General features: G+C 56.8%; 17 protein-coding genes. 3 read left to right on the top strand and 14 right to left on the bottom strand.

What is annotated here, in order from left to right:
• Positions 1–46 precede the first annotated feature (46 nt).
• Positions 47–1,210 (bottom strand): trans-sulfuration enzyme family protein, encoded by a 1,164-nt coding sequence (locus tag VGM48_RS19285; protein ID WP_331582064.1) that lies wholly within the window; start codon positions 1,208–1,210, stop codon positions 47–49.
• 28 nt (positions 1,211–1,238) lie between these two features.
• Positions 1,239–1,670: an OsmC family protein gene (locus VGM48_RS19280; RefSeq protein ID WP_331582063.1), complete on the bottom strand. Its 432-nt coding sequence runs from the start codon at positions 1,668–1,670 to the stop codon at positions 1,239–1,241.
• Positions 1,671–1,744: 74 nt separating this feature from the next.
• Here VGM48_RS19280 and VGM48_RS19275 point away from each other — a divergent pair, with 74 nt between their 5' ends.
• A complete protein-coding gene (locus tag VGM48_RS19275) occupies positions 1,745–2,932 on the top strand; it encodes a homoserine O-acetyltransferase family protein (protein WP_331582062.1) in 1,188 nt (395 codons plus the stop codon).
• 13 nt (positions 2,933–2,945) lie between these two features.
• On the opposite strand, the gene VGM48_RS19270 is transcribed toward VGM48_RS19275, so the two are convergent.
• The 11 genes from VGM48_RS19270 to VGM48_RS19220 form a co-directional block, all read right to left on the bottom strand.
• Positions 2,946–4,427: a TolC family protein gene (locus tag VGM48_RS19270; protein WP_331582061.1), complete on the bottom strand. Its 1,482-nt coding sequence runs from the start codon at positions 4,425–4,427 to the stop codon at positions 2,946–2,948.
• 24 nt (positions 4,428–4,451) lie between these two features.
• Positions 4,452–5,120 (bottom strand): ABC transporter ATP-binding protein, encoded by a 669-nt coding sequence (locus VGM48_RS19265; RefSeq protein ID WP_331582060.1) that lies wholly within the window; start codon positions 5,118–5,120, stop codon positions 4,452–4,454.
• Between the two features lie 157 nt (positions 5,121–5,277).
• On the bottom strand, positions 5,278–7,668 hold the full coding sequence (locus VGM48_RS19260; protein ID WP_331582059.1) for an ABC transporter permease: 2,391 nt from the start codon (positions 7,666–7,668) through the stop codon (positions 5,278–5,280).
• Positions 7,669–7,902: 234 nt separating this feature from the next.
• A complete protein-coding gene (locus tag VGM48_RS19255) occupies positions 7,903–10,293 on the bottom strand; it encodes an ABC transporter permease (RefSeq protein WP_331582058.1) in 2,391 nt (796 codons plus the stop codon).
• Between the two features lies 1 nt (position 10,294).
• Positions 10,295–12,706, bottom strand: a complete 2,412-nt coding sequence (locus tag VGM48_RS19250) for an ABC transporter permease (RefSeq protein ID WP_331582057.1) — start codon at positions 12,704–12,706, stop codon at positions 10,295–10,297.
• Between the two features lie 88 nt (positions 12,707–12,794).
• Positions 12,795–15,188: an ABC transporter permease gene (locus VGM48_RS19245; RefSeq protein ID WP_331582056.1), complete on the bottom strand. Its 2,394-nt coding sequence runs from the start codon at positions 15,186–15,188 to the stop codon at positions 12,795–12,797.
• Positions 15,189–15,190: 2 nt separating this feature from the next.
• Positions 15,191–17,635 carry an ABC transporter permease gene (locus tag VGM48_RS19240; RefSeq protein ID WP_331582055.1) on the bottom strand — a complete coding sequence of 815 codons (2,445 nt, stop codon included), beginning with the start codon at positions 17,633–17,635 and terminating at the stop codon, positions 15,191–15,193.
• A gap of 48 nt (positions 17,636–17,683) precedes the next feature.
• Positions 17,684–20,122: an ABC transporter permease gene (locus VGM48_RS19235; protein WP_331582054.1), complete on the bottom strand. Its 2,439-nt coding sequence runs from the start codon at positions 20,120–20,122 to the stop codon at positions 17,684–17,686.
• 126 nt (positions 20,123–20,248) lie between these two features.
• Positions 20,249–20,926 (bottom strand): ABC transporter ATP-binding protein, encoded by a 678-nt coding sequence (locus VGM48_RS19230; RefSeq protein ID WP_331582053.1) that lies wholly within the window; start codon positions 20,924–20,926, stop codon positions 20,249–20,251.
• 27 nt (positions 20,927–20,953) lie between these two features.
• Positions 20,954–21,130 carry a hypothetical protein gene (locus tag VGM48_RS19225; RefSeq protein WP_331582052.1) on the bottom strand — a complete coding sequence of 59 codons (177 nt, stop codon included), beginning with the start codon at positions 21,128–21,130 and terminating at the stop codon, positions 20,954–20,956.
• A 59-nt stretch (positions 21,131–21,189) separates the two neighbouring features.
• Positions 21,190–22,239, bottom strand: coding sequence for an efflux RND transporter periplasmic adaptor subunit (locus tag VGM48_RS19220; protein ID WP_331582051.1), 1,050 nt, complete (start codon positions 22,237–22,239; stop codon positions 21,190–21,192).
• Positions 22,240–22,767: 528 nt separating this feature from the next.
• Between VGM48_RS19220 and VGM48_RS19215 the strand changes: the two genes are divergently transcribed.
• Both VGM48_RS19215 and VGM48_RS19210 read left to right on the top strand, forming a co-directional pair.
• Positions 22,768–24,123 carry a sigma-54 dependent transcriptional regulator gene (locus tag VGM48_RS19215; RefSeq protein WP_331582050.1) on the top strand — a complete coding sequence of 452 codons (1,356 nt, stop codon included), beginning with the start codon at positions 22,768–22,770 and terminating at the stop codon, positions 24,121–24,123.
• 3 nt (positions 24,124–24,126) lie between these two features.
• Entirely contained in the window at positions 24,127–25,476 is a 1,350-nt protein-coding gene (locus VGM48_RS19210) for a HAMP domain-containing sensor histidine kinase (RefSeq protein WP_331582049.1), read from the top strand.
• A 26-nt stretch (positions 25,477–25,502) separates the two neighbouring features.
• Here the strand turns inward: VGM48_RS19210 and VGM48_RS19205 are convergent, their stop codons facing one another.
• Entirely contained in the window at positions 25,503–26,306 is an 804-nt protein-coding gene (locus VGM48_RS19205) for a LytTR family DNA-binding domain-containing protein (protein ID WP_331582048.1), read from the bottom strand.
• Between the last annotated feature and the right edge of the window lie 115 nt (positions 26,307–26,421).

Here is a 26,421-nt window from a genome sequence, read left to right as displayed (position 1 = left end):
ATGAGCCGGTTTGCGGCGCGAAAAAATAAGATTGAAAAGGGTTGGCTTAAGAAGCCAACCCTTTTTTTATGTCTGAGAGGATGTCGTCGCGGTGTTCGAGTCCCACGGAGATGCGGATGAGGCCGGGGGTGATATTGACGGCGGCGCGTTCTTCGGGGGTGAGCTTGGCGTGGGTGGTGCTGGCGGGGTGGGAGGCGATGCTGCGGGTGTCACCGAGATTGGCGGTGAGGGAGAGCATCCGGAGGTTGTCGAGGAATTTGCGGCCGGCTTCGAGGCCGCCTTTCAGGTCGAAGCAGAAGATGCCGCCGCCATTCTTCATTTGTTTTTTTGCAATGGCGTGTTGCGGATGGCTGGGGAGGAAGGGATAGCGGAGGGAGGCGATGGCGGGATGGTTTTCGAGGGCCTGTGCCAGGTAGAGGGCGTTGGATGAGTGGCGTTCCATCCGGACGTCGAGGGTTTCGAGGCTTCTGCTGAGGACCCAGGCGTTGAAGGGGGAGAGGGAGGGGCCGGTGCTGCGGCAGAAGAGATAGACATCCTTTATGAGTTCTTTTCTTCCGAGTACGGCGCCGCCGAGGACGCGGCCCTGGCCGTCGAGCCATTTTGTTGCGGAGTGGACGACGAGGTCGGCGCCGAAGTCGATAGGAGTTTGGCCGATGGGGGTGGCGAAGCAGTTGTCGACATTGAAGAGAAGGTTGTGTTTCCGGGCGACGGCGCCGGCAGCGGCGAGATCGACGATCTCGAGGCCGGGGTTGGTGGGCGTCTCCAGGAAGACCATGCGGGTGGTGGGCCGGATGGCGGCGTCCCATGTCGAAGGATCGGTATTGACATAGGTGTACTCGATCCCGTATTTGGGGAGGTATTTTGTGATGATGGTATGGGTACTTCCGAAGATCGCATTGCAGACGAGGAGGTGGTCGCCTTTCTTCAGAAAGGTGAGAAAGGTGGCGACGATGGAGCTCATCCCCGAAGCGGTGGCGAAGCCGGTCTCGGCGCCTTCGAGGGCGGCCAGCCGGTCGACGAACTCCTGTACGGAAGGGTTGCTGAAGCGACTATAGATATTTCCTTCTTTCTCGTCGGCGAAGACGGCACGCATCTCTTCGGCGTCATCGTAGCAGAAGCTGCTGGTGAGGAAGAGGGGAGTGGAGTGCTCTTTTTCGGGAGTCTGGCCGGCACGGATGCGGATGGCGTTTGTTATACGATGAGTGGACATGCTATTTAGCTATTGAGTGATAAAAGGATTAGACGGCCTTGCCGTTGACGCTGAGGGTCCAGTTGATGGCGGCGTGGGCTTCGCGGAGGGTGGCGGCGACGGAACAGTATTTATCCATGGATAGTTGGCAGGCTTTTTTTGCCTTATCGGGGTCAATATTACCCTTCAGGGCGAAATGGATGTTGATGGTCTCCCAGAGGGTGGCTTCCTTGCCCGTCTCGCGGGTGCCATCGATGGTCATTTGGAAGCCTTCGACGGCCTGCCGTTGTTTGTTGAGGATGGAGACGATATCAATGCCGCTGCAGCCGCCCAGGCCCATCAGCAGCATCTGCATGGGGCGTACCCCAAAGTTGGCCCCGCCTGATTCTGGGCTGCTATCCAGGCGTACGGTATGCCCGGATGTGTCTTTTGCTTCGAAACCAAAGTCACCGCTTACCCGGTCTAGCTCGATTAGGATCATAAATAGAAGATTTTTGCAAAAGTAAGGCACCTAAGCCCTTATTTTGCATCGAAATTTAAGAGAGTATCGGCTCCATGAACTATCTACGACTGGATCAGCCTTTTGCGCTGGAAGCGGGCGGCTCGCTGCCCGGGATCACGATAGCCTATCATACGTATGGACGGCTGAATGCGGACGGCAGTAATGTGGTGTGGGTGTGTCATGCGCTGACCGCCAATTCCGATGTTGCGCGGTGGTGGCCCGGCGTGATCGGGGAGGAGGGGGCGATCCGGCCGGAGGAATATTTTATCGTCTGCGCGAATATCCTCGGTTCCTGTTATGGGAGTTCGGGACCTGTTGGGGCCGGACCGGGTGTTGGTGAGCATGGGGTTGGGCGGCAGGAAGCGGGCGATGGCGGCGGGAAGAGTGGAACGGCGGGTGACGTTGCGGGCAACGCGGCGGGTGACGCTGGGGTGGGCGCGACTTTATACAGCGATTTTCCGGCGATCACCATACGCGACATGGTGCGGGCGCATATTGCCCTCCGGGAGCATCTGGGCATCGGCAGGATCCATTTGCTGATGGGCGGAAGCATGGGGGGATACCAGGCGTTGGAATGGGCCGTGATGGAGCCGGAGCGGGTCGGGCAATTATTTCTTATCGCGACCTCGCCGACGGAGAGCGCCTGGGGGATCGCAGTGCATACGGCGCAGCGGCTTGCCATCGAGGCGGATAGCAGCTGGCGGGAGGCGCGATCCGATGCGGGGCAGAAGGGATTGAAGGCGGCGAGGGCCATCGGCATCCTTACCTATCGTAATTATGGGATCATGGTGCAGAAGCAGACGGACCCGGATGTGCAGAAACTGGATGGGTTTCGGGCTTCTTCGTATATCGAGTACCAGGGGACGAAACTGGTGGAGCGGTTTAATGCCTATTGTTATTGGCTGCTGACGAAGGCGATGGACAGTCATAATGTTGCCAGGGGGCGGGATGGTGCCGGGGAGACGGCGGGAGCCGCGACAGGGGAAGCCGAGGCGACTGGCGCGGCGACGGTGGAAACGCGGAACGGAGACGTGGAGGCGGTGTTGCAGGGGATCACGCAGCGGACCCTCGTTATCGGCATTACGAGCGATATCCTTTGTCCTTTTGAGGAGCAGCGGCATATGGCGGCGCACCTGCCGAATGCGCAGCTTATCGAGATAGATTCGGCCTATGGCCATGATGGTTTTATGGTGGAGGGAAACAAAATAGCCAGCCACCTGCGTGACTGGCTATCGAAGTAAGATAGAGGGGGGATTATTTGGTGAGATCCAGCCTTCCCTGATAATAATCCAACACTTTTGTCCGGAAGATATAGATGTATTTGGCGGCGGCGAGGTTGACCTCGGCGACGTCGCTGCGATATTTTGCCTGGATGTAGATGTCCGAGGTGATGACGCCTTCCGTGAACCGGATATTGGTGATGCGGAAGGATTCCTCGAAGGCCTTTGCCTGTTCGGCATAGAACTTATAGCTTTTGTATGCTGCGACCATATTCTGGAAGGCATTCTCTACCTGTTGTTGCAGGAAGTTGCGGGCATTGACCTTATTGATCTGCGAGTTTTCGAGGTTGAGCTTTGCCAGGCGGACATTGTTCCGGGCCTGGAAGCCGTTGAGGATCGGGATCTGTACGCTGATGCCGATGTTCTCGCCGCGGTTGTTCTTGAACTGGTTCCACCAGTCGGGATAGGTGGTTGTTCCATTCGTGTATTGCTGTTGGAAGATCTGGTATTGGGCGGCGCCATTGGCGGCGTAGATATTATTTACTTTCTGGTAGGCGCTGTCGCTGGGCGTGAAGGTTCCGGCGGGGTTATTGATCCAGGTCGTGGAGACGCCGGCATTGAGCGAGACGGTCGGATAGTAGGCGCCACGGGCCTGGGCCAGGGCCCGGGTGTATTGCAATTCTTTCAGCCGTGCCGACTCGATGTTGGGGTAGAGGCTGAGCGCCTTGCGAAAGATGCTGTCCGGGGAGGCCTGGTATTGGGAGATATCGGTTGTGGTGACGCTGTTCTGGTACTCGACCTCGCGGTTGTAGGGAACGTTGAGCAGGGCGAAGAGCGCGACCTTGGAGTTTTCCAGGTTGTTGACGTTCTGGGCAATGCCGACCTGATCGCCGGCATACTGGCCCTGGAGGTCGGTGAGGCCGGACAGGGGATTGAGATCTCCTTCGGATCCGAGGACCTTCTGGCGTTCGAGCTGGACGCTATCGGTGCGGGACTGTTCGATGGCCAGCGCGAGCAGATCGCGGTTGCTCAACACCTGCAGGTAAGCCAGTAACACGTTGAGGGTTACATTATCCCTTTGCTGCTGAAGATCCATTTTGCTGGCCTGGTAGGCGTAGCGGGATGCTTTCAGCCCATTCTGGTACTGGAGGCCGCGAAACAGGACAAGGCCGGCGTTGAGCCCGGCATTACCGGCCTCGAACTGGGTGTTGGAGTACTGGTTGTTCGCGGAACTGATGGACCGGCCGAAGTTGATCGACTGGCCGCCGCTTGCACTGAGGGTCGGCAGCATATATTCCCAGGACTGGTCGTATTGGATCTTAAACTGCTGGGAGCCGAGATCCGAGTTATTGACAGCCAGGTTATTTTTCATAGCGATGGCGACGGCCTGCTGGAGGGTGAGGGTGCCCGTGATCTGATCGTTGCCGGGTACGGCGTTGTTGGCGTATTGGGCCTCGAGCGTGCCGGTGCATAGGGCGAAGGACAGGAGCAAAAACGAGAAAGATAGATAGCGCATAAGAGTTATATGTGTTGTGGCTGGTTAGTTGGAGTTGTCGATCCGACCGTCCAGCAGGTTGATGATCCGCGAGCCATAGCCGGCGTTCTTTTCCGAGTGGGTTACCTGGATGATGGTGACCCCTTCGTTGTTGAGCTGTTTGAACAGATCCATGATCTCCTCGCCCTGGCGGGAATTAAGATTACCCGTGGGTTCGTCGGCCAGCAGCAGCTTGGGTTTGCCGATGAGGGCGCGGGCGATGCCGACGAGTTGTTGCTGACCGCCGGAGAGCTGGGTGGGGAAGAGGCCTTTTTTGCCGACGATCTGGAACCGGTCGAGGATATCCGCTACCATGGCCTGGCGTTCGGAAGATTTTACATTCTGATAGATGAGGGGGGTTTCGATGTTCTCGTATACGGTGAGTTCGTCGATGAGGTGATAGGCCTGGAATACAAAGCCGATGTATTGTTTATACAGCTGGGAACGTTGCTTTTCTCTGAGGGTGTGGACGCCCTGGCCGAGGAAGAAGTATTCGCCTTCGGAGGAGTCGTCCAGCATGCCGATGATGTTCAATAAGCTCGATTTGCCTGAGCCGGAAGGCCCCATGATGGAGACGAATTCCCCTTCTTTTATTTCGAGGTTGATGTCCTTCAAAATAAAATTGGGTTTTCCGCCGACATTTACCCATTTCGAGATACGCTTGAGATCGATCATAGTTTCTGATTAGAGATTTATTACTTGAGTTTACTATACCTGCAACCCTATGCCGGATTGCAAAGATTTGATAATCATTTTATTATAATGATGTTGGCCGCGTTTTAGTCCGATTTCGATACAGGAAGTGTACGTTTTTGATACAGTTTCGGTCTGTCTAATCCGTGTGCAAGTTTGTTACGGGCGAGGCCGTTAGGGCGCGGAGGGTGAGTCCGCCGATGACGGCCAGGGCGATGGACAGAATGAGTCCTTCGGTGAGCAGGAAGGTTCCCGCGCTGACGGTTACCCGGTAGGCAAAATTATCCAGCCAGCGATGGATGAGCCACCAGCTCAGCGGCAGGGCGACGACCGATGCCAGGAGGGCCAGCCGGATGAACTGGCCGGATACCAGGCGAAGGATGTGCAGTTTCCCGGCTCCGAGGACTTTTCGGATGCCGATCTCTTTTGTCCGCCGTTCGATCGTGAATAAGGTCAACCCAATGAGGCCCAATGTTGCCAGGAGGATGGCTAAAACCGTAAAAAAAGTTATGGCCTGGCCGAGGAGTTGCTCTTTCTGGGCGAGGTGGCGGAAATTGTCGTCGAGGAAGCTGATGTTTAACTTCTGGTCGGGGATGATGGTCTCGCTTTGTTTTTTCAGCCAGTCGAGGAAGGCGCCGGGGTGGGCGGAGGAGACGTGGATGGCGAGGGTGGTGTTGTTGCCGGGGGAGAAACGGATGACGGCCGGGGCAATTTTTTCATGGAGGGAGGCGTAATTGAAATCTTTTACGACGCCGATCACGCGTTCGCTACCATTTAGAAGCGTGCCGATGGGGTTGAAGAGGCCCATGGCAGCCACGGCGGATTCATTGAGGATAAGGGAATTGGTGTCGCTGAGCAGTCCTTTTGTGAAGTTTCGGCCGTCGTTGAGATGGAGGCCGAGGGTGGACACGTATTTTTCATCTGCCTGGAAGGTCTGCAGCAGGACGTCTTTTTTTGTCACGGGGCTGCGATAGCTACCCATACTTGACGAGTGGCCGGCGGGCACGCTGCGGCAGAGGCTGGAGCTGGTCACCTGGGCCTGCTGGTCGACGAGGGTTTTGAGGGTGAGGAATTTCCGGGCGGCTTCGACATCGTTCATGCTCCCGGTATCTTCGACGAAGATGACGCCGGCCGAACGGAAGCCTTTGTCCTTATTCTTCATGTATTGCAGCTGGCTGTAAACGACGAGCGAGACGAAGAGCAGGCCGATGGCGATGACGAACTGGAGGGTGACCAGGCTATTGCGAAGAAGGGGCAGGTTCTTTCCGGCGCCTGCCGTCGATCTCACGGTGAGGCCTGGGCGAATGCCCGTCAGGCAGATGGCGGGGTAGATGCCGGCGATGAGACCGACAGCGAGGGAGAAGCCGATCAGCCAGAGATAGTTTGCGGATAGGAAGGGGATGGGGCCTGTGAGGGTCGCGCCCGTGGAATATTGATAGAGGAAGAGGATCACCTGGATGAGGCCGCAGGCGAGCAGCATGGCAAGGCCGCTGAAGATGAGGGATTCCCTGAGCAGCTGGCCGATGAGTTGCCGGCGGGGGGCGCCGAATGTTTTCTTGAGGCCGATCTCTTTCAGGCGTATGGAGCTGCGGGCCGTGACGAGGTTGACGTAGTTGATGACGGCCAGCAGGATGAGCAGGATGCTGATGGCGCTGAGGAGTTGGACCTGGGTATAGTTGCCGCCTTCAAAATCGTCGAATTTACAATCCGAATGGAAATAAATGTCTGTGAGGAGTTTGGTATTGAAGGAGACGGAGGTGCTTTTTGCTTTCCAGACTTTATAGGAGTCGGGTGAACCGCTGGCGGGATAGACGACCTTTTCGCGCACCCGGTCGAGCCAGGAGTCGAGGCCGGCGAGGGTTCCCTGGGGTTTTAGTTTGACGAAGTTATAGAGGTCGACGGACATCCAGTTGGCGGTTTCGGCGGTGTTGCGTTTGGGTATGGGGAGAAGGACCTGGGGGTCGATGGTCGATTTGGCGAAGGATGCTTTGAGAACGGCGACGATGGTGTAGGGGGTCAGCTCTTTGCCGACAAAGATGGTTTGACCGATGGCTTCTTTATCGCCGAAGAATTTTTTTGCCTGCGTGGATGAGAGGATGGCCTGGTTAGGGGCGAGGCCTTTTTTGGGGATGGCGCCTGCGGCGGTCTCGAAGGAGAAGACATGGAAGAAGGAGGAGTCGATGGTATAGTATTGGACGTCGGTGAAGGCGCGGTCGTTCCGGCTGGTGCGGATAGGGTCGGAGGGCATGTTGAAGCCGGTGGCGTCTTCTACGTCTTTGCAGGTGGAGATGGCCAGGTCGCGGATCATGGGTTGGCTGAAGGCGAAGGGCCCGAGTTGGTAGAAGTCGGTGCCGATGCGGGCGATGCGGCCGGCGTCGTGGAAGTTGTGGTTGGCGGAGAGTTCGCGTTGGGTATAGACGAGGAGGATGAAGGAGGCGGCGATACCGATGGCCAGGCCACCCATATTGATCAGGGAAAATACGGGGTATTTCCGGAGTTGGCGCAGGGCTGGTTTTAGCGGTGTGTTCATGAATTAAAGCTACATTTTTTTTGGCAGAGCCCGCGTTAGGGATCGGCGAGAGCGCCGCGCGCGACAGAGAGCCCGGCCCGCCGCCCGGCATTGGGTTTTTGCCGGGCGGCGGGAAACGCCCATTTCAATCCGTTCGTAAAGACTTGGCGGGGTTGCTGGTGGCGGCGCGCCGGGGCGGCCGGGGGCCGACCGGCCGAAGGCCAATTATTAGCGGGTGCCAGGCGGTGCTGAAGTTTACTCACTTCGAAGGCTTTGAGCGGGATTAGAAATCGCTGCCCGCACCGACTGGGTGCTGACGGTCAGGACGGCTACGAGGAGGGCCAGGAGGCCGCCCGCTATAAAGTACCCTGCGCTGAGGGGGATATGGTAGGCGAAGTCTTCCAGCCATTTGTGCATGGTGAGCCCGGCGATGGGGGTGGCGATGAGCAGGGAGATGAGCACGAGGCGGACGAAGTCGCGGGAGAGGAGCGCGATGATATTGGGGACGGTGGCGCCCAGTACTTTGCGAATACCGATCTCCTTGATGCGTTGCTGGGCGGTGAAGGCGGCGAGCCCGAACAGGCCGAGGCAGGAGATGAGGATGGCGACGACGGAGAAGATCAGGATGAGCGTGGAGACCTTTTGATCGGCCTTGTAGAGCCCATCGAACTGCTCGTCGAGGAAGCTGTATTCGAACGGTCTGGACTGGTCGTAGCGTTTGACGATCGCCTGGGCCGCGGCGAGGACGCGCGCTTGTTTGCCGGGTTCGGTCCGGATGAAGAAACTGGTGCGCCAGGTATTCCGGTTGAGGACGGCGAGAGGTTGGATCTTATCATGCAGGCTGGCGAAGTGGAAATCCTTTACGATGCCGATGATAACCCCGGTGTCCCCCTGAAAGGAGAAACGCTGACCGAGGATGGGCTTATGCATGTTGAACGTGGCCGCGGCGGTCTCATTGATGATGAAGTTGTGTGCGTCCATCGGGCTGCGTGGGTCGAACCAGCGGCCCTGGGCCATTTGGAGCTGCATCACCTTTTGGTAATCCTCGTCGGTGGAGAGCTGGTAAACGGTGGGGCGGAACGAGGTGTCCCGGCCGTCCCAGTTGGCGGAACCCGAATTGGAGCTTTGGATGCTGACGGGGGAATAGTTGGCGATGGTAACGCCGGATACGCCGGTTTGCGCCAGGAGTTCCTGTTTGATCGCTTCGGTCAGGTTGGGGCGGTCTTTCCCTTTTTGGCGAAGGAAGGGCATATTCACCGAGATCACCTGGCTGCGGTTGTAGCCGGGATCGGTGTGCTGGATATAGCTGAGCTGACGCTGGATGATCAGCGTGCCGATGATGAGGATGATCGAGAAGGTGAACTGGAGGACGACGAGGCCTTTGCGGAGGAAGACATCCTTGAATTTCAGAATGGCGGCGCCTCTCAATACGTTGAGGGGTTTGAAGCCGGACAGCAGCAGGGCGGGGTAAACGCCGTTGAGTGCGGTAGCTGCGAGCAGGGTGAGGCCGATGATCTCCCAGGTGAGGGGACTGGCGAAGGGTGAGGGGAAGGATTTATCGGTCAGGTCGCGGAAGGCGGGCAGGGCGAGGGATACGAGGCCGATGGTGATGAGCAGGGAGAGGAGGCTGATCAGCAGGGATTCGGTGATGAACTGGAGGAACAGTGTTTTTGTTCCGGCCCCGATGATCTTGCGAATGCCTACTTCTTTTGCGCGGAGGCCGGCGCGGGCGGTGGTAAGATTGACATAGTTGATGCAGGCGATGATCAGCAGGAAGACGCCGAGGACGGTGAAAATGGTGACGGTGCTGCGGTTGGCATGGATGACGTCGTGGGTGGAGGTAAGGCCGGTCTCGAAGTGGATCGACTTTAGCGGGATCAGGGACAGGGTGGTGCTTTCGTCCTCGCCTTTGGAAACGCTGCGGTGGAGGAGGCCGTCGATGGCGGCGGCGGCTTTGCGGGGATCGGCGCCGGGGCGGAGGCGCAGATACACCTGGTAGTTGAAGTTGCCCCAGGTGAGTTCGTTCTCGCGGCGGCCGGGCTGTTCGAGCAGGGCTTCGAGGGGCATGATGACGTCGAACTGGAAGCTGCTGTTGGCGGGAATATCTTTTATGATGCCGGCCACGCGGTAGTCGATGGTATCGATGCGGAGGGTTTGGCCGATGGGGTCGCGGTCGCCGAAGTATTTTTTTGCCTTGGTCTTCGAGAGAATGAGGCTATGGGGGGTGCTGAAGAAATTGCGCGGGTTGCCTGCGAGGAAGTCGTAGTGAAAAATGCTGAACCAGGCCGAATCGACGTAGGCGGCTTTTTTTTCGGTGAGCCAATCTTCGCCGATGCGGAAGTTGAGGTTGTAGGCGGACTCGTAGCAGGTGACGGCTTCCACCTCGGGGAGACTGGTGCGGACGGCGGCGACGAGCGGGAGGGGAGCGGTTTCCCAGGTCCATTTCGCGGTGCCGATATAGGCGGTGACCCGGTGGATGCGGTCCGCGTTGGGGTGGTAGCCGTCGTAGGTGAGTTCGTTGGTGACCCAGAGGAAGATCAGGATGGCGGCCGTCATGCCGGCGGCGAGGCCGGTGATGTTGATCGCGTTGATCGAGCGATTTTTCCAGGCGTTGCGCAGGGCGGTGCGGAGGTTGTTGAGCGGCATATTATTCGGTTCTTAGGCTTTTTACGGGGTTGGCGTTGGCGGCTTTCAGGGTCTGGCTGGTGATCGTGAGCAGGGCGACGAGCAGGATGAGCAGGGCGGGACCGATGAAGAGCCAGGGCGTCAGGGAGATGCGGAAGGCGTAGTTGTCCAGCCATTTCCCGAGTACGAACCCCGTGACGGGGATGGCGATGAGAAACGAAAGGAGGATGGGGCGCATGAAATCCTTTGTGAGGAGGCCGAGGATATTTCCGACGCCGGCGCCGGAGATCTTGCGGATGCCGATCTCTTTTGTCCGCTGGTTGGTGACGAAGGAGGCCAGGCCGAGGAGGCCGAGGCAGGACACGAAGATGGCGAGGCCGGCGAAGAGCGTGAAGGCCTGGCCGAACTGCCGGTCGCTTTTATATTGTTGGGCGTAGCGGTCTTCGAGGAAGAAATATTCGAAGGGGTTGCCGGGGAAGAAAGTTTTGAAACGGGTCCTGGTGGCGTCGATGATCGAGGCGTAGTTGCCGGGATCGCCGGTGAGTTTTAAGGAATAGTACGTGTTGGCGTCGGGGATGAGCCGGAAGATATGGGCGTCGTAGGCTTCGCGGAGGGATTCCTGGTGATGGTTGGAGACGATGCCGACGATGGTATATTGTTTCCCCCAGAAATCGATGCGTTTGTTGAGGACCTCTTCGGGTTTGCGGAAGCCCATGTTCTTTATCGCGGCTTCGTTGAAGAGGACGGCGCCGGTGTCGGAGCGGAAGTCGCGGGAGAAGTTGCGGCCGGCGAGGAGTTTCATGTCGAAGGCTTTGACGAAGTCGTAGTCGATGCCGATGACGCGGTATTGGCGGGACTTTGTCTGGTCGGCGCCGACCTCTTTGATGCCGCCGGCGTTCCAGCCGACCTTATGGCCGGGCACTTCGGTCGACGAGCTGATATAGCGGACACCGGGGACGCGGAGGATCTCATCGCGGAACCCGGTGAGTTTGTTGTCATAGGTGGAGTCGAGGACGCGGGGTCCTTTCAGCACGAGGGTATGGTCGATCTTTACGCCGAGATCCTGTTTTTGCATGAAGCGCAGCTGGCGATAGACGGTGAAGGTGCCGACCATGAGCAGGACGGAGGCGGCGAACTGGCCGATGACCAGGGCCTGGCGGAGGAAGGCGCCATGCGATGAGGTGGTGAGTTTGCCTTTTAGTACGGTGATGGGTTTGAAGGAGGAGAGTACGAAGGCGGGGTAGAGACCCGAGAGCAGGGTTCCGCCGACAAAGATGATGGCGAGGGTGGACCAGAAGCTGGCGGTGGCCAGCAGGGAGAGGTTCAGGCTATTGCCGGCGACGGTATTAAGAACGGGCAGGCAGGCGAGGATGAGCAGCAGGGCGAGGACGGTGGCGATGCTGTTGATGAGCAGGGATTCGAAGAGGAACTGGCTGATCAGCTGGCGACGGAGGGAACCGAGGGTCTTGCGGATGCCAACTTCTTTTGCGCGTTCGACAGCACGTGCAGTCGAAAGATTTATATAGTTGATCCAGGCGATGACGATGATGAAGACGGCGATGATGAGCAGGAAATTGACGGCTTTTCCGTCGCCGTTGACCTCGGCGTCCATCATGTAGTTGGGCGAGAGGTGAATGGAGGCGAGGGGTTGGAGGTGGAAGACCATGCCTTGTTTGGACTCGTTCATTTCCTTGCCCCAGCGGCTATTGCTGAGGGCGTTGATCTTTTTTTCGAGGGCGACGGGATCGGTGCCTGGGCGGACCTGGATATAGGCGAAGAAGCCGTCCCAGCCCCATTGGGTGGTGGCCTGGTCGTTGGCGAATTTCTGGAAGGTGGCGAAGGACAGGAGCATGCTGAACTTCAGGTGGGTGTTAGCGGGGGGATCGGGGATGACGGCGGTGACGGTGAAGGGTTCTTTTTTGTTCATGAGGATCGTCTTGCCGATGGGATTCTCGTCGCCGAAGTATTTGCGGGCGGCGGAGGCTGTGAGGACCGCCTGGTCGACGTTTTTCAGGGCGCCGGTGGCGGAGCCTTTCAGGACGGGGTAGCCGAACATGGGCAGGAAACCTTCGTTTGCCATGAACATCTTCTCTTCGCGGAATTCCTTGTCCTTGTAGGACATGATGGACTGCCAGCCGTAGAGGCGGGTGAGGTTGGTGACTTCGGGGAGGCCGTCCTTTACGACGGGGCCGATGCCGGCGGTGCCTGCGGCCCACTGGGTGGCGAGTTTGCCTTCGTTGTAGCGGTCGAGCTGGATGCGGTAGATATTGGGGCCGTTGGCTTCGAATTTGTCGTAGCTGAGTTGGAAGCGGGAGTATTGGAAGATGAGGAGGCCGGCGGCCATGCCGATGGCGAGGCCGAAGATATTTATGAAGGAGAATATCTTGTGTTTGAACAGGTTGCGGAAGGCAACCGTGAAGAAGTTGGTGAGCATGGGGAGTGGTTGTATGCTATAGTCGCGGGTTATGGGGGTTTTGTTGCATTGCGGTTAGCCGGATTGTGGGCAGAGTTGGGGTTTGAGGTTAGTCAGTTCGGAGCGATTTTATGGGGTTGGCGTTGGCGGCTATCAGGGATCGATATCCTACGGCGAGGGTGGCGATGACGATGGTGGCGGCCAGGCCGGCGAGGAACTGGAGGGGGCCGAGGGGGACACGGTATTTGAAGTTTTGGAGCCAGCTGTGGGTGGCTATCCAGGCGACTGGGGCGGCGACGGCGAAGGCGATGAGGATGAGCCGGAGGAATTCCCGGCCGAAGAGCCAGGTGATCTGGCTGACGCGGGCGCCGAGGACCTTTCTGACGCCGATCTCTTTTGTGCGGCGGACGGCCATGAAGGATACGAGGCCGTAGAGGCCGAGGCAGCTGATCCCGATGGCGATTCCGGCGAAGACTTCCACCAGTTTGAGCAGGATGGTGTCGATGAAGTAGAAGTCGGCGATGCGATCGTCGAGGAAGCTATAGGAGTAGAGGAAGTCGGGGTAGGTGCTGTTCCAGACGGATGCGACGTCTGTCAGGACCTTACGGAGCTGACCGGGGTTGATCTTTATACTGGCCGTCTGGTAGCGAGCGGCGGCGCAAGCGATCGCGACGGGGACGATATCGTTCTTGAGGGAATAGACATGAAAATCTTTTACGACGCCGACGATGGGAGCGCGGGTATCGCCGATGGTGATCATCTTCCCGAGGGCGTCGAGGGGTGAGGCGAGGCCGAGTTTTTGGACGGTGGTCTCGTTGACGAGATATCCGCGGGTGGTATCCGAGGGATAGAGGTTGCGGCCGGCCAGCAGCTGAAGATGGAAGGTCGAGAGATATTGGTCATCGGCCGACTTCAGGTTGATCCCCCAGGTTTCGGTTTTGGCCCGGTTGTCGAATTGTACCGAGGTGTTATGGTTGCGCCGGGCGGCGGGTGGTTGCATGCAGAGGCTGAGCTTTTCCACGCCGGGGATGGCGGCGATGCGGGTGCGGAGGGTGTGCATCTTTGTGACGTCGCGGGAGGGTATGGGGATGTTGACGATGGATTCTTTATCGAAGCCCATGTCCAGGTTCATCGAATAATGCATTTGCCAGGCGACGATGATCATGCTGACGATGAGTCCCTGGGTGATGGTGAACTGGACGATGACGAGGAGGCGGCGGAGGGAGAAGCCGCCGATATGGGCCTGGGAGAGCTTGCTTTTCAGGGCGAGGACCGGTTCGAAGCGGGCCAGGACGAGGCCGGGATAGGAGCCGGCGGCGAAGATGACGAGGAGGATGATCCCGACAAAGAAGGCCATCGAGCGCCAGGTGCTGAAGAGCTGGATGCTCATTTTCGCGAAGGTGAGCTGGTTGAGGGCTGGGAGGGCGGCGATGGCGATGGCCCAGGCGAGGAGGCCCGCGGCGATGGTGATGAGGGCGGTCTCGGCGATGAACTGCCAGAAGAGCTGGTTGCGGAGGCTGCCCATGACCTTGCGGATGCCCACTTCCTTGCCGCGATTGAGGGCCTGGGCGGTAGCCATGTTGATGAAATTCATGCAGGCCGTGGCCAGCAGGAATGCGGCGATGATCATGAGGGTCCAGCTGTATTTTTTGTCGAAGACGCCGTCCAGGTTTGTGTTGGTGTGGATGTCGGCGAGGGGTTGGAGTTTGAAGGTATAGACCTTTGCGTCCTCCGCGGAGAAATATTTATGTACGATGCCGGTGAGGGCGCGGTCGACGGAGGCCGTGGTGACGCCTGGCCGTAGCCGGACGAACAAATTGCTGCCGGTGTAGAGGTCGCCCCAGCTGCTGTCGCTGGCGTAAAAGGGGTTCCAGTCCTTGAGGTTATCGTAGGAGAGATAGACCTCCTGTTTGCGGTCGGTATTTGGCGGCAGGTCTTTGAGGATGCCGGTGATGGTGAAATCGATGTCGTTGTTGACGCGGATGGTGCGGCCGACGGCGGTGTTTGCTTCGGCGCCGAAGTATTTCCTTGCGATGGATTCCGTGATGATGGCGGAGTTCGGGTTTTTGAGGGCGGTGCGTTTGTCGCCTTCTTTAAGCGGGAAGTTGAAGATATCGAAGAAGGCGGGGTCGGTGAAGGCCACGCCGTTGTCCTCTTCAAATTTCCTGTTCTCTTTGTCGTTTGGTAGTGAGACCAGGGTTTGTTTGTAGTAGACGATGCGGGCGGTCTTTTCCGCGAGGTCGTAGTCGGTGCGGAAGGCTTTCCCGAGCGGTTGCGGGACGCAGGGCACGTGATTGAGGTTCTCGGTTCTCATGTCCGTGGTGATCCGGTAGACGCGATCTTTATCCGGGTGGAAGCTGTCGAAGCTGAGCTGATAGGAAACGAGGGTAAAGATGAGGATGGCGGAGGCGATGCCGAGGGTAAGGCCGACGATGTTGATGGCGGTGTAGGATCGTTGGCGAAGGAGGTTGCGCCAGGCGATGCGGAGGTGGTTTTTGAACATGGTTATTCCGTTCTTAATGATTTTATCGGGTTTGCCAGAGAGGCACGAAAGGCTTGCAGGCCGACCGTGAGCAGGGCGATGGCCAGGGCGAGGGAGCCGCCGAGGGCGAAGACCCACCATTGGATGGTGATGCGATAGGCATAATCCTGGAGCCAGCTGTACATCACATACCAGCTCAGGGGAATGGCGATGACCAGGGAGAGGAGAACGAGCCAGAGGAATTCCTTCGAGAGCAGGAATACGAGGCTTTGTTCGGTGGCGCCGAGGACCTTGCGGATGCCGATCTCGCGGGTGCGCTGCAGGACGTTATAGGCGGAGAGACCGAGGAGGCCGAAGCAGGCGATGATGATCGCGAGCGTGGAGAACAGGCCGAAGACGGTGCCGAAGCGGGTATCGGCTTTGTATTGCTGGTTGAAGTTCTCATCGAGGAAGTAATAGTTAAAGGGATCCTGGGGGAAATAGTGGTCCCAGGCCTTTTTTACCGTGGCGATGGTCTCATGGGGGTTGTCGCTGGTGAATTTTATTGAATAATAATTGCGGTTCTCGGGTCGGGGGAGGATGAGCATGGGGTTGATCGCGTTGCGAAGTCCCTGCTGATGGTAGTCTGCGAGCACTCCGACGATATGGAGGGTATCACCGCCCCATTTTATTTTTCCCTGCAGGGCATCGGCGGTGCTGGCGAAGCCGAGAAGGGTTGCGGCTTTTTCGTTGAGGAGTGCGGCCTTTGCGTCGGTTGGGAATTGTTGGGAGAAATTTCTGCCGGCGGCGAGTTTTAGGCTATAGGAGGGGATGAAATCGTAGTCGATGCCGAGGATGTACAGGGTGACGGCGGTTTTTGTGTTTGCGCCGATGCGGTTGATGCCGTTGGTCCAGTAGATCTCCTGGCCCATGACGTTGGAGGAGGCGGTGACGCTTTGGATACCGCTCTGCTGGAGCAGGGTGTTCTTGAAGGGCTGGAAGATCGTTTTATATACCGAGTCCTGCTGAATGGAGCTTGCGCCTCCGAGCACGAGGGTTTGGTTGATATTGGCGCCGAGCTGCTGATGGCGCATATACTGGACCTGTTGATAGACGAGGATGGTGCCGGTGATGAGGATGACCGAGACGGCAAACTGGCCGATGATCAGGCTTTTGCGGAGGATCAGGCCGCGGGTGGAGTTTTTGAAGAGTCCTTTCAGTACGGTGATGGGGTGGTAGCCCGAGAGGATGAAGGCGGGGTAGATGCCGGAGAGCAGGGAGCCGAGCAGGAAGATGGCTGCAAAGCCGAGGGTGTAATCGAGTGGCAGGTGGAACGGGCCGGCGTCGCTGCCGATGAGGGTATTGAAGGCGGGGGCCACCAGTTCGGCGGCGATCGCGGCCAGCGCGAGTGCGAGCGTATTGAGGAGCAGGCTTTCGGCGAGGAACTGAATGATGAGATCGGCGCGGACTGCGCCGAGGACTTTGCGGAGGCCGACCTCTCTTGCTCTTTCGAGGGAGCGGGCGGTGGCCAGATTTGTGTAGTTGATCCAGGCGATGGAAATGATGAGGAAGGCGATGAGGAAGAGGAAGCCGACGGCTTTGCCGTTGCCATTGACCTCGGCCTCCTGGTTATAGTTGGAGTAGAGATGGATATCGGAGAGGGGGATCAGGTAGAGTTCGCTGTGAACGTTGTTCTTTATGCGCCATTCGTCGTTGTTGATGTGGCGGTTGCAGAAGGCGGGGAGTTTTGCTTCGAGGGCTTTATAGTCGGCGCCGGGTTTCAGTTGGATATAGTCATAGTAATCATACCAGCCCCAGGCCATTTCGGTTGGGTTGGAGGAGTCGCCCTGGGCGCGGAGGATCTTGCCGAGGGTCGAGTAGGATACGAGGTGGTTGAGGATGAGGTGGGAGTTGACGGGGTAGTCTTTGAAGACGCCGGTCACTTCATAGTTCTCGGTGACGCCGTCGCCCTGGGCGCGGAGGTGTTTGCCGAGGGGGTCCTGGTCGCCGAAGTATTTTCTGGCCATGGATTGGGAGAGCATGATCTTATCGGGGCCGTCGAGGGCGGTGGCGGGGTTGCCTTTCAGGAGGCGGACGTCGAGCATGCCGATCATGCTGGGGTCGGCGTAGTAGCCTTTGAGTTCGTTGAATTTGACGTTCTTCTCCGGGTTGGTGAGGAGGAGATCGGCGTCGATGAGGCGGCCGAACTGTTCCACTTCCGGGAATTCTTTTTTCATCGTGGGGGCGATGGCGGGGTAGGAAGTGGCGGACTGCCAGGCGAGCTTGCCTTGTTGGTAGTTGTCGAGGCGGACGCGAACGATACGCTTCGCATTGGGTTGGAAGGTGTCGTAGGACCGTTCGAAGGCAACGTAATGGAAGATGAGCAGGCAGCAGGTGATGCCGATGGCCAGGCCGAAGATGTTGAGGGCGGAGTAGCCCTTGCGTTTGAGGAGGCCGCGCCAGGCGAGGCGGAGGTGGTTGCGGAACATATTTTAGTTTTTATGTTGGAGCGGGCGGCCGTGCGGCCGCCCGCATGCTTATTCCGAACGCAGCGCTTTGACAGGGTTGGCGAGGGCGGCCTTTATCGCCTGGAAGCCGATGGTGAACAGGGCGACGGCGGCGGCGAGGATCCCTGCGGCGATGAAGACCCACCATTGGATCGAGATGCGGTAGGCGAAATCGCGCAGCCAGTTGTGCATGGTAAACCAGGCGATGGGGAAGGCGATGAGGGCGGCGACGGCCACCAGTTTGAGGAAATCGGTCGAGAGCAGGGTGATGATGCTGCTGGTGCTGGCGCCGAGGACTTTGCGGACGCCGATCTCTTTTATCCGTTGGGAGATGGCAAAGGCGCTGAGGCCGAGCAGGCCGAGGCAGGCGATGAAGATGGCGATGCCGGCGAAGGTGGTGAACAGGGAACCTTGTTGTTGTTCTGTTTTATAAAGTTTCTGGAACCGTTCGTTGAGGAAGGTGTATTCGTAGGGGACTTCGGGGAGGTAGCGTTTCCAGACCTTTTCGATATGGGCCATGGTGGTGTTTATATTGGCGCCGGCGAGTTTGACGGAGATGTTGCCGTAGGTATTGCCGGCCTGGGCCGCGGGGGGGATGATGAAGATGATGGGCAGGATGGACTGGTGCATGTCTTCGAAGTTGAAGTTGCCCATGATGCCGACCACCTTACCTTTTACCCCACCGTAGGCGAAGTTGCGGCCGACCATTTCCTGTGGGGTTTTTATGCCGAGGACTTTTGTGGCGGCTTCGTTGAGGAGATAGCCCGTGCTGTCGGTGGCATAGTTACGGGAGAAATCGCGGCCGGCGACGATGGGGATACCATATGTTTTTACGAAATCGTGGTCGACGGCTACGTATTTGATGTCTGCGTTGACGGGGCGGAGGGAGTCGCCGCTTTCGGACTGGGCGCCCTGTTCATCGAGGAGGCGGCCGCTGGGGATGCGTGAAGAGCGGGTGGTGGCGAGGACATGGGGATCTTCCTGCAGGGCGTTGCGGAAGGATTCGTAGGTCTGATCGAGGCCGTTGTTATAGCGAAGTGTGAGGACCTGGTCCTTGTCGAAGCCGAGGGAGGCGTTTTGCATGTAGTGCAGCTGCTGGAATACGATGGCGGTGCTGATCAGCAGGACGATGGAGATCGAGAACTGCAGAACGACGAGCACCTTGCGGAAGTTGACGGTCTTGCCGCCGGCCTTGAACAGGCCTTTCAGCACTTTGACGGGCTGGAAGGAGGACATGAAGAGGGCGGGATAGATGCCGGAGAGGATGCCTACGACAAAGGGGGTGAGGCACAGCGGCAGCAGGACATACCAGTGCAGGAGGATCTGCGCCGAGAGATGGAGGCCGCTGAGGCCGTTGAGCCAGGGTAGCAGCAGGAGGGTGAGGCCGGCGGCCAGCAGGATGGCCAGCCAGGCGATCAGGACCGATTCGCTGAGGAACTGGGCGATGATCTCGTAGCGTTGGGCGCCCGACACTTTACGGATACCGATCTCTTTGGCCCGGAGGGTGGAGCGGGCTGTGGAGAGGTTCATATAGTTGATGCAGGCGATGAGCAATATAAAGAGGGCGATGGCGCCGAAGATGGTGACGCGGCTGCTGTCGCCGTTGGCTTCGATCTCTTCGTCGGTATGGCCGTGAAGGTGGATATCGGTCAGTTTCTGGACGTAAAGTTTGGTAAAGCGGGAGGCCTGGGAGGAGGGGTCCTTTTTGTTGGAGGGCATGTGCCTGTCGATGAAGGCCGGGAACTGGGCTTCGAGGTTCTTTGCCGGATAGTTCTCCGGCAGGAGCAGGTAGGTAAAGAAGGAGTTGTTGCCCCAGTTGGTCATCAGGCCACGTTCGCCATAGATGGCGGAGTCCTTCAGGGTGTTGAAGGAGAGCATGAATTCCGGGTGGAAATGGGAGTTTTCCGGGAGTGGGTCGATGATGCCGGAGACCCGGAAGTTGTAGCGGTTGTCGAGGCGGACGACCTTGTTGATGGGGTCGGCGTCGCCGAAATATTTTTTTGCGACGGCTTCGGTCATGACGACGGTGAAGGGATCGGTGAGGGCGTTTGTGCGATCGCCTTTTATGAGGTGGACGTCGAAGACGTTGAAGAGGTTGTTATCGGCGAAGAAGATGTTGTCTTCGTTGAAGAGTTTTTCTTCGTAGCGGACGGGGCTGGTGCCGCTGGGGAGGAGGCGGGTGACCTTCTGGATGTCGGGGAAATCGTTTTGCAGGAGGGGGCCAAAGGGGGGAGCCACGGCCCCGAGGTGCAGGGAGACGATGCCGTCCTTGTTATTGAAGCTGCGGGTGACGCGCCAGATCCTATCTGCTTTGCTGTTGTATTTATCATAGCTTTCCTCGTGCAGGATATAGGTGAGGATGAGCAGGCAGCAGGAGAGGCCGACGGTCAGGCCGAAGAGATTGATGAAGGAGATGACCCGGTATTTGGCCATGTTGCGGAAGGCGATCTTGAGATAATTTTTGAGCATAGTATTAGCGTTTGGGCCTTTTGGGACCATTACAAAAATTTTCGAGAGCTTCCGTTGGTTGGTCGGCGGCCGCGCGGTAGCGCGGGGCGCGATAGCGGGGGCCGGCTTTGCCGGACCCACCGCCGATTAGATAAGGATGTTTTCCGTAACGGTCTGTCCGTCCAGCATGCGGATGATGCGATGGCTGTAGCGGGAGTCGTGTTCGGAGTGTGTTACCATGATGATCGTGGTGCCCTGTTCGTTCAGATCGGTGAGGAGGGTCATTACTTCGTTACCGTTCGAGGAGTCCAGGTTACCGGTCGGTTCATCGGCGAGGATCAGTTTGGGGTTGTTGACGACGGCGCGGGCGACGGCGACACGCTGTTGCTGACCGCCGGAGAGTTGCTGGGGGTAGTGGTTGCGACGGTGCATGATCTGCATTTTGTCGAGGACCGCTTCCACGCGTTGTTTTCTTTCGGGGCCTTTTACGCCGAGATATATGAGGGGGAGTTCTACATTCTCAAAAACGGTCAGCTCATCGATCAGGTTGAAACTCTGGAAAACGAAACCGATGTTACGCTTGCGGAGGTCGGCGCGTTTTCTTTCGTTGAAATGGGCTACTTCGATACCGTTGAAGAGGAAGCTGCCGCCATCGGGATCGTCGAGCAAGCCGAGGATATTCAGGAGGGTGGATTTCCCACATCCCGAGGGGCCCATGACGGAAACGAATTCGCCCTCTTTTACTTCGAAGCTGAGCCTGTTCAGAGCGATGGTTTCCACCTCTTCTGTGCGGTAGGTTTTTTGAAGTTCGGAGATCTTGATCATACTATTAGCTGTTTAGAGTGTAATGTGTTATATATAAAGAAGTTTATTTACAAGCAGCGTTGAATACTCACCGGTGACCGAAGAGGCCGGGGCCGGTGTCGGTTGGACCACTGCGTGGCGGCAGTAGCGGAGGCATTCGTTCGAGGTGGCGATGGTCGCCATACACAGGACGAGGCCGAGGGTGAGAAGGAATCGCAGACGCATATAGTTGGTTTTTTGTAATAGACGCTTGTTGAAGGCGTAGTGTTACACTGTTTAAGATACTATTTTTTTAGAACCAGTTCTTGCATATTTCCATAATTCTCATAACTGCTGGTCACCACCTTGTCGCCGGGCTTGAGGCCGGAGAGCACCTCGTAATAGTCCGTGTTCTGGCGGCCGAGCTGGATATCGACCTTATAGGCTGTTTTTCCGTCATCGCTGACCTTGAAAATCCAGTTACCGCCGGTCTGCTGGTAGAACCCGCCTTTGGGTACGAGGACGGCGGTTGTTTCGTCGCTGAGCGCAAGGGTGATCTGCAGGGTCTGGCCTTTGCGGATGCCTTTGGGCACCTTGCCGACGAAGTTCATGTCGACCATGAAGCGGCCATTTGTCACCTGGGTATACACCTTGACGATCTTGAGTTTGTAGGTGGTGTCGTTGCCCAGGTTGAAGGTACCGGTCTGGCCCGAGAAGACGCGGTTGATATAGTGTTCGTCCACGTCGGAGAGCCGGACCTTGAAGCCGTCGAGTACGTCGAGCTGGCCCAGGGCGAAGCCGGGGGTCTTCGATTGTCCGATCTCGGCGTCGAGGGAGGTCAGCTGGCCATCGACAGGGGCACGGATGATGAGGCCGGCGACCTTCCTTTGTACGATATCCAGCGAGGCCTTTGCCCGTTCGAGCGATTGTTTATTCTGCTCGCTTTGCTGTTGCCGGGAGACGGTATCCTGACGGAGGATCTCCTGCTGGAGGGCCAGGGTCGTTTTATAACTGTTATAGTTGTTCGTTGCGGAGGCCATTTCCTGGGCGCCGATGGCGTTCTTGGCGTACAGCTTTTTATCCAGGTTGTAAATGCGCTCAGCTTCGGCGAACTGGAGTTCCACGGCGGCCAGGGACGTTTGTTTATTAACGGTGTTCTGTGCTGCATTCACCTCGGCCAGCTGCATGTTGGCCAGCATGGAGGAAACCTGGGTGGCCTGCCCCGACATGCTAAGTTCCAGATCGGTGTTGGCCAGCTTCAGGATCGGGTCGCCTGCCTTCAGGATGGCGCCATCCTCGACGTATTTCTGTTCAACCCGGCCCCCATCGGTGGTCACCAGGTAAATCGTGGTCAAAGGGAGGACGGTTCCATTCTGGGGAATGGATTCCTGGAAGGGCGCTTTGGTGATTTCCGATACCGTAATACGTTCAAGATCAACGTTCAGCCTATTTTTTCCAGAGGTGAAATAAAAACTTCCGGCGATGAGTAAAACAAGGGCCGTTATGCCGGCGATGGTCATTAAACGTTTGGTTGTCCAGGTTTTTTTCGGTCTGACTATGTCTACCATAAAGAATTTAAGTTTGTTTAGAGTCCTTTTTAAAAGCCCCCCAGTATAAAGATACCGGGAGGTCTACACATGAGAAAATTCTTAAAAAATTCTTTACTGGATAATATCAAACACATGCCAGAATACAATACCCATGATTTACAGTTTCTTAGGTGCGTCCTACGGAATTTGTAGTTCATTTTTGATACAAGAAGTGTCCGGTTTTGATACACATCGGTTTTGGGCCCTCCTTATATAAAAAATTAATTGCCATACTTTTATATTTAAGGTATACTTGTAGATACCCGATGTTGCATATTAACAACAAAATTTTTTATGAATCTGAAAAATGCCAATATACTAGCTGTAGATGACGACCCGGATGTACTGACTGCGGTGAGACTTTTACTGAAGACGGAGGCTGCGGATATTGTGACGGAGAAGAATCCCGAGAATATCCGGGCCTTGCTGGCAAAGCGGACTTTTGATCTTATCCTGCTGGATATGAACTTCAACAGCAGCATCAATACGGGAAATGAGGGGCTTTTCTGGCTGCGGAAGATAAAGGAGTTTGGGTCGACCGCCGCCGTTATCATGATCACGGCTTACGGGGATATCGATCTGGCGGTGCGGTCGTTAAAGGAGGGGGCCGCGGATTTTGTGGTAAAGCCCTGGCATAACGAGCGGCTGATCACGACGATCAAGGAAGCGTTGAAGAAGAACGATCCGAAGAAAGCGGGTTATGAGACGTTGTCGGATTCGGTCATCGGGAGTGAACTGCTGGGAGAGTCGGAGGTGATGAGCGATATTTTCTTCAAGATCTCGAAGATTGCGCCTACGGATGCGAATATCCTGATATTGGGGGAGAACGGCACCGGGAAGGATCTTATTGCCAAGGCGATCCATCAGCATTCGCTGCGGGCTGAGAAGCCGTATATTAAAGTCGACGTCGGGGCGCTGACGGAGACCCTTTTCGAGAGTGAGTTGTTCGGTCATAAGAAAGGAGCCTTTACGGATGCCCGGGAGGACCGGATGGGCCGGTTCGAGTCGGGGAGCGGGGGAACGCTGTTCCTTGATGAGATCGGCAATATTTCGCTTCATCAGCAGGCGAAGCTGTTGTCGGTGTTGCAGAACCGGGTGGTGACCCGGCTTGGCGCCAATCAATCGGTGCCGATCGATATCCGGCTTATTTGCGCGACGAACGTACCGATGACCGAGTTGGCCAATGAGGCGCGGTTCCGGAAGGACCTTATCTACCGGATCAATACGGTGGAGATCGTGGTCCCGCCGCTGAGGAAGCGGGAGGAGGACATCGTGCTGCTGGCGCGGCATTTTGACAAGATCTATACCAACAAGTATATGAAGCCGCTGCATGATTTCGATGCGAAGGCGGTGGAGAAGCTGAAGTCCTATCATTATCCGGGGAATGTGCGGGAGTTGCAGTATACGATCGAGCGGGCGGTGATTATGGCGGAGGGGGATGTGTTGCAGGCGAAGGACCTTATCTTTTCGCCGATCGAGTCGGCGCCGGCGCAGTCGGATGAGCCGCAGGAGCTGAAGCTGAGTACGATCGAAAAGAACGCCATTCTCAAGGTGATCGAAAAACATAATGGAAATATTTCCAAAGCGGCCAAGGAGCTGGGTCTTACCCGTACGGCATTGTACCGGAGGCTCAGCAAATACGATATTTAGCCTATGATATTCAAACGCTACCAGGAACGGATCCTCATCCGGGTGCTTTTTATGTTCCTGACGCTGTCCTGTGCCTCATTCCTGCTGGTAAAGGGGATGTATGAGAAGCTGGCGGTCGTGCTGGTCGTCGTGATATTCCAACTGATCGATTTTTATAATTTTCACCGCAAGGCGCAGCAGGAGGTGGAGCAATTCGTGGAGTCGATCCACTATCGGGATTTTTCGCGGTATTTCGATGTGAAGGAGGCGCCGGTGGAGCTGCAGTCGTTGCGGCAGGGGTTTAATGAGATCAATTCCACCTTCAAGCTGATCAGCCGGGAACGGGAGACGCAATTCCAGTATCTACAGAAGATACTGGAGCTGGTGAATACGGGTATCCTTTCGTATGAGCATAAGAGTGGGGAAATAGGGTGGATGAACGAGGCCATCAAGAATATGCTCGGGGTGCCTTATCTGAAGAGTATCTCTTCGCTGGAGCGGCGGGACCCGCTGCTTTGCCAGGAGATCCTGAATCTGCGGCCGGGGGAGAGCAAGATCGTGTCGCTTACGCGGGACAAGCATGTTTTCAAGACGCTGCTGGCGGCGACGGCCTTTCAGACCGACGGGCGGGTCTATAAACTGATCGCATTTCAGGACGTGAACGAGGCGTTGGATGAGACGGAGGCGAAGGCCTGGCAGCGGCTGCTGAGTGTGATGACGCACGAGATCATGAATTCGGTGGCGCCTATCTCTTCGCTGGCGGAGACGATGTTGCTGCGGCTGCAGGAGTCGGCGAAGCTGATGCGGGGAGAAGGGCAGGAGTCGGCGCTGGAAGACCTGGAGCTGGGGATCGGGACGATCCAGCGGCGGAGCGAGGGGTTGCTGAAGTTTGCGGAGACGTACCGGTCGCTTAACAAGATCACGACGTTGAACCTGAAGAAGGTGTATGCGCGGGACCTGTTCGAGAACCTGCATGTGCTGATGGAGCCGACGCTGGAGCAGAAGCATATCGAGCTGGAAATTATCATGCTGGATCCCGATATTTCGATGGAGGCCGATTCGGCGCTGATCGAGCAGGTGTTGATCAACCTGGTGGTGAATGCCATCGATGCGGTGAAGGAACGGTCGGAGCCGACGATCACGTTATCTGCGGTGATGGGCCCGAATGGCAAGGCGATTATCAAGGTTTCGGATAATGGGACGGGGATGTCGCCGGAGGTGATGGATAATATCTTTATCCCGTTTTTCAGCACGAAGAAGACGGGGAGCGGCATCGGGTTGAGTCTTTGTAAGCAGATACTCCTGCTGCATAAGGGGAATATCCAGGTGCAGTCGTCGGAGGGGGTGGGGAGTAGTTTCCTGTTACATTTTTAGGCAAAGCGGACTACGGGTCCACGGGATCAGCTTTGGGCGATCCATTTTTTGAAGGAAGCGGCGTTCTCCTGGCTGATGATGATCTCTTCGTTGACGGGAAGGGTCAGTTCCACGCTGATCTTGCTTCTTTCGAGGGGTTTGAAGCGTTTGATATAGTTGGCGTTGATAATATATTTTCGGTTTGCGCGATAGAAGACGTTTTTGTCCAATTCTTCCTCGAGCTCGCTGAGGTTGCTTTTTTCCGCCATGTATTTCCGGTTGTCTTTGTCTACCAGAAAGATCAGTTTGTGTTCGGTGAAGAAATAGCCGGTGTCTTCGACGCGGACGGCCTGGAATTCGACGCCTTTGCGGACGAGGATGCGGGACCTGATGCGATCGGCGTGGCCGGAGTAGTAGGCGGAGTCGCCCATGGCGTGGAGGCCGTTGCCGTTGCCATTATAGCCGTTGGCATGGTCCTGGCTGCCGACGAAATGGTTGCGGAGGGTTTTATATTTTCTTATCGCGTTTTTTAATTTATCCTGGCTAATAGGTTTTAGCAGATAGTCGATGCTACTATATTCGAAGGCCTGGGTTAGGTATTTGTCATAGGCCGTCGTGAAGATGACGGGGCAGGTGACCTCGCAGGCTTTGAAGATGTTAAAGGAGAGGCCATCGGAGAGCTGGATATCCATGAGGATGAGATCCGGCTGCGGATTGCGGTTTAGCCAGCGGACGGTCTCATCGACGCTGTAGCAGCCCGCCACGACGTCGATGTTATCATCAATAGCCTGTAATTCTTCGATCAGATTCTCTGACGCCGGCTTTTCGTCTTCTACGATCAGGACTTTCATTTCGCTAAATTTTGATGAACAAAATTAGTTATGCTCGCTTTTTTTCGGTTACCGTTTATATATATAATGACGGGTTTTAAATGAATATCCTTCTATGTTAAACAGATGTCGGAAA

Source organism: Puia sp., assembly GCF_036500295.1.
Classification (GTDB): Bacteria; Bacteroidota; Bacteroidia; order Chitinophagales; family Chitinophagaceae; genus Puia.
The sequence above is the reverse complement of the archived record's forward strand: the minus strand, read 5'-3'. Positions and strand labels throughout refer to the sequence as shown.

Coding starts and splice junctions, on each gene's coding strand:
- VGM48_RS19265 (WP_331582060.1), bottom strand. CDS start 5,120: ATGATCGATCTCAAGCGTATCTCGAAATGGGTAAATGTCGGCGGAAAA.
- VGM48_RS19230 (WP_331582053.1), bottom strand. CDS start 20,926: ATGATCAAGATCTCCGAACTTCAAAAAACCTACCGCACAGAAGAGGTG.
- VGM48_RS19235 (WP_331582054.1), bottom strand. CDS start 20,122: ATGCTCAAAAATTATCTCAAGATCGCCTTCCGCAACATGGCCAAATAC.
- VGM48_RS19240 (WP_331582055.1), bottom strand. CDS start 17,635: ATGTTCCGCAACCACCTCCGCCTCGCCTGGCGCGGCCTCCTCAAACGC.
- VGM48_RS19225 (WP_331582052.1), bottom strand. CDS start 21,130: ATGCGTCTGCGATTCCTTCTCACCCTCGGCCTCGTCCTGTGTATGGCG.
- VGM48_RS19255 (WP_331582058.1), bottom strand. CDS start 10,293: ATGCCGCTCAACAACCTCCGCACCGCCCTGCGCAACGCCTGGAAAAAT.
- VGM48_RS19285 (WP_331582064.1), bottom strand. CDS start 1,210: ATGTCCACTCATCGTATAACAAACGCCATCCGCATCCGTGCCGGCCAG.
- VGM48_RS19215 (WP_331582050.1), top strand. CDS start 22,768: ATGAATCTGAAAAATGCCAATATACTAGCTGTAGATGACGACCCGGAT.
- VGM48_RS19275 (WP_331582062.1), top strand. CDS start 1,745: ATGAACTATCTACGACTGGATCAGCCTTTTGCGCTGGAAGCGGGCGGC.
- VGM48_RS19280 (WP_331582063.1), bottom strand. CDS start 1,670: ATGATCCTAATCGAGCTAGACCGGGTAAGCGGTGACTTTGGTTTCGAA.
- VGM48_RS19250 (WP_331582057.1), bottom strand. CDS start 12,706: ATGCTCACCAACTTCTTCACGGTTGCCTTCCGCAACCTGTTCAAACAC.
- VGM48_RS19205 (WP_331582048.1), bottom strand. CDS start 26,306: ATGAAAGTCCTGATCGTAGAAGACGAAAAGCCGGCGTCAGAGAATCTG.
- VGM48_RS19260 (WP_331582059.1), bottom strand. CDS start 7,668: ATGAACACACCGCTAAAACCAGCCCTGCGCCAACTCCGGAAATACCCC.
- VGM48_RS19270 (WP_331582061.1), bottom strand. CDS start 4,427: ATGCGCTATCTATCTTTCTCGTTTTTGCTCCTGTCCTTCGCCCTATGC.
- VGM48_RS19210 (WP_331582049.1), top strand. CDS start 24,127: ATGATATTCAAACGCTACCAGGAACGGATCCTCATCCGGGTGCTTTTT.
- VGM48_RS19245 (WP_331582056.1), bottom strand. CDS start 15,188: ATGTTCAAAAACCACCTCCGCATCGCCTGGCGCAACCTCCTTCGCCAA.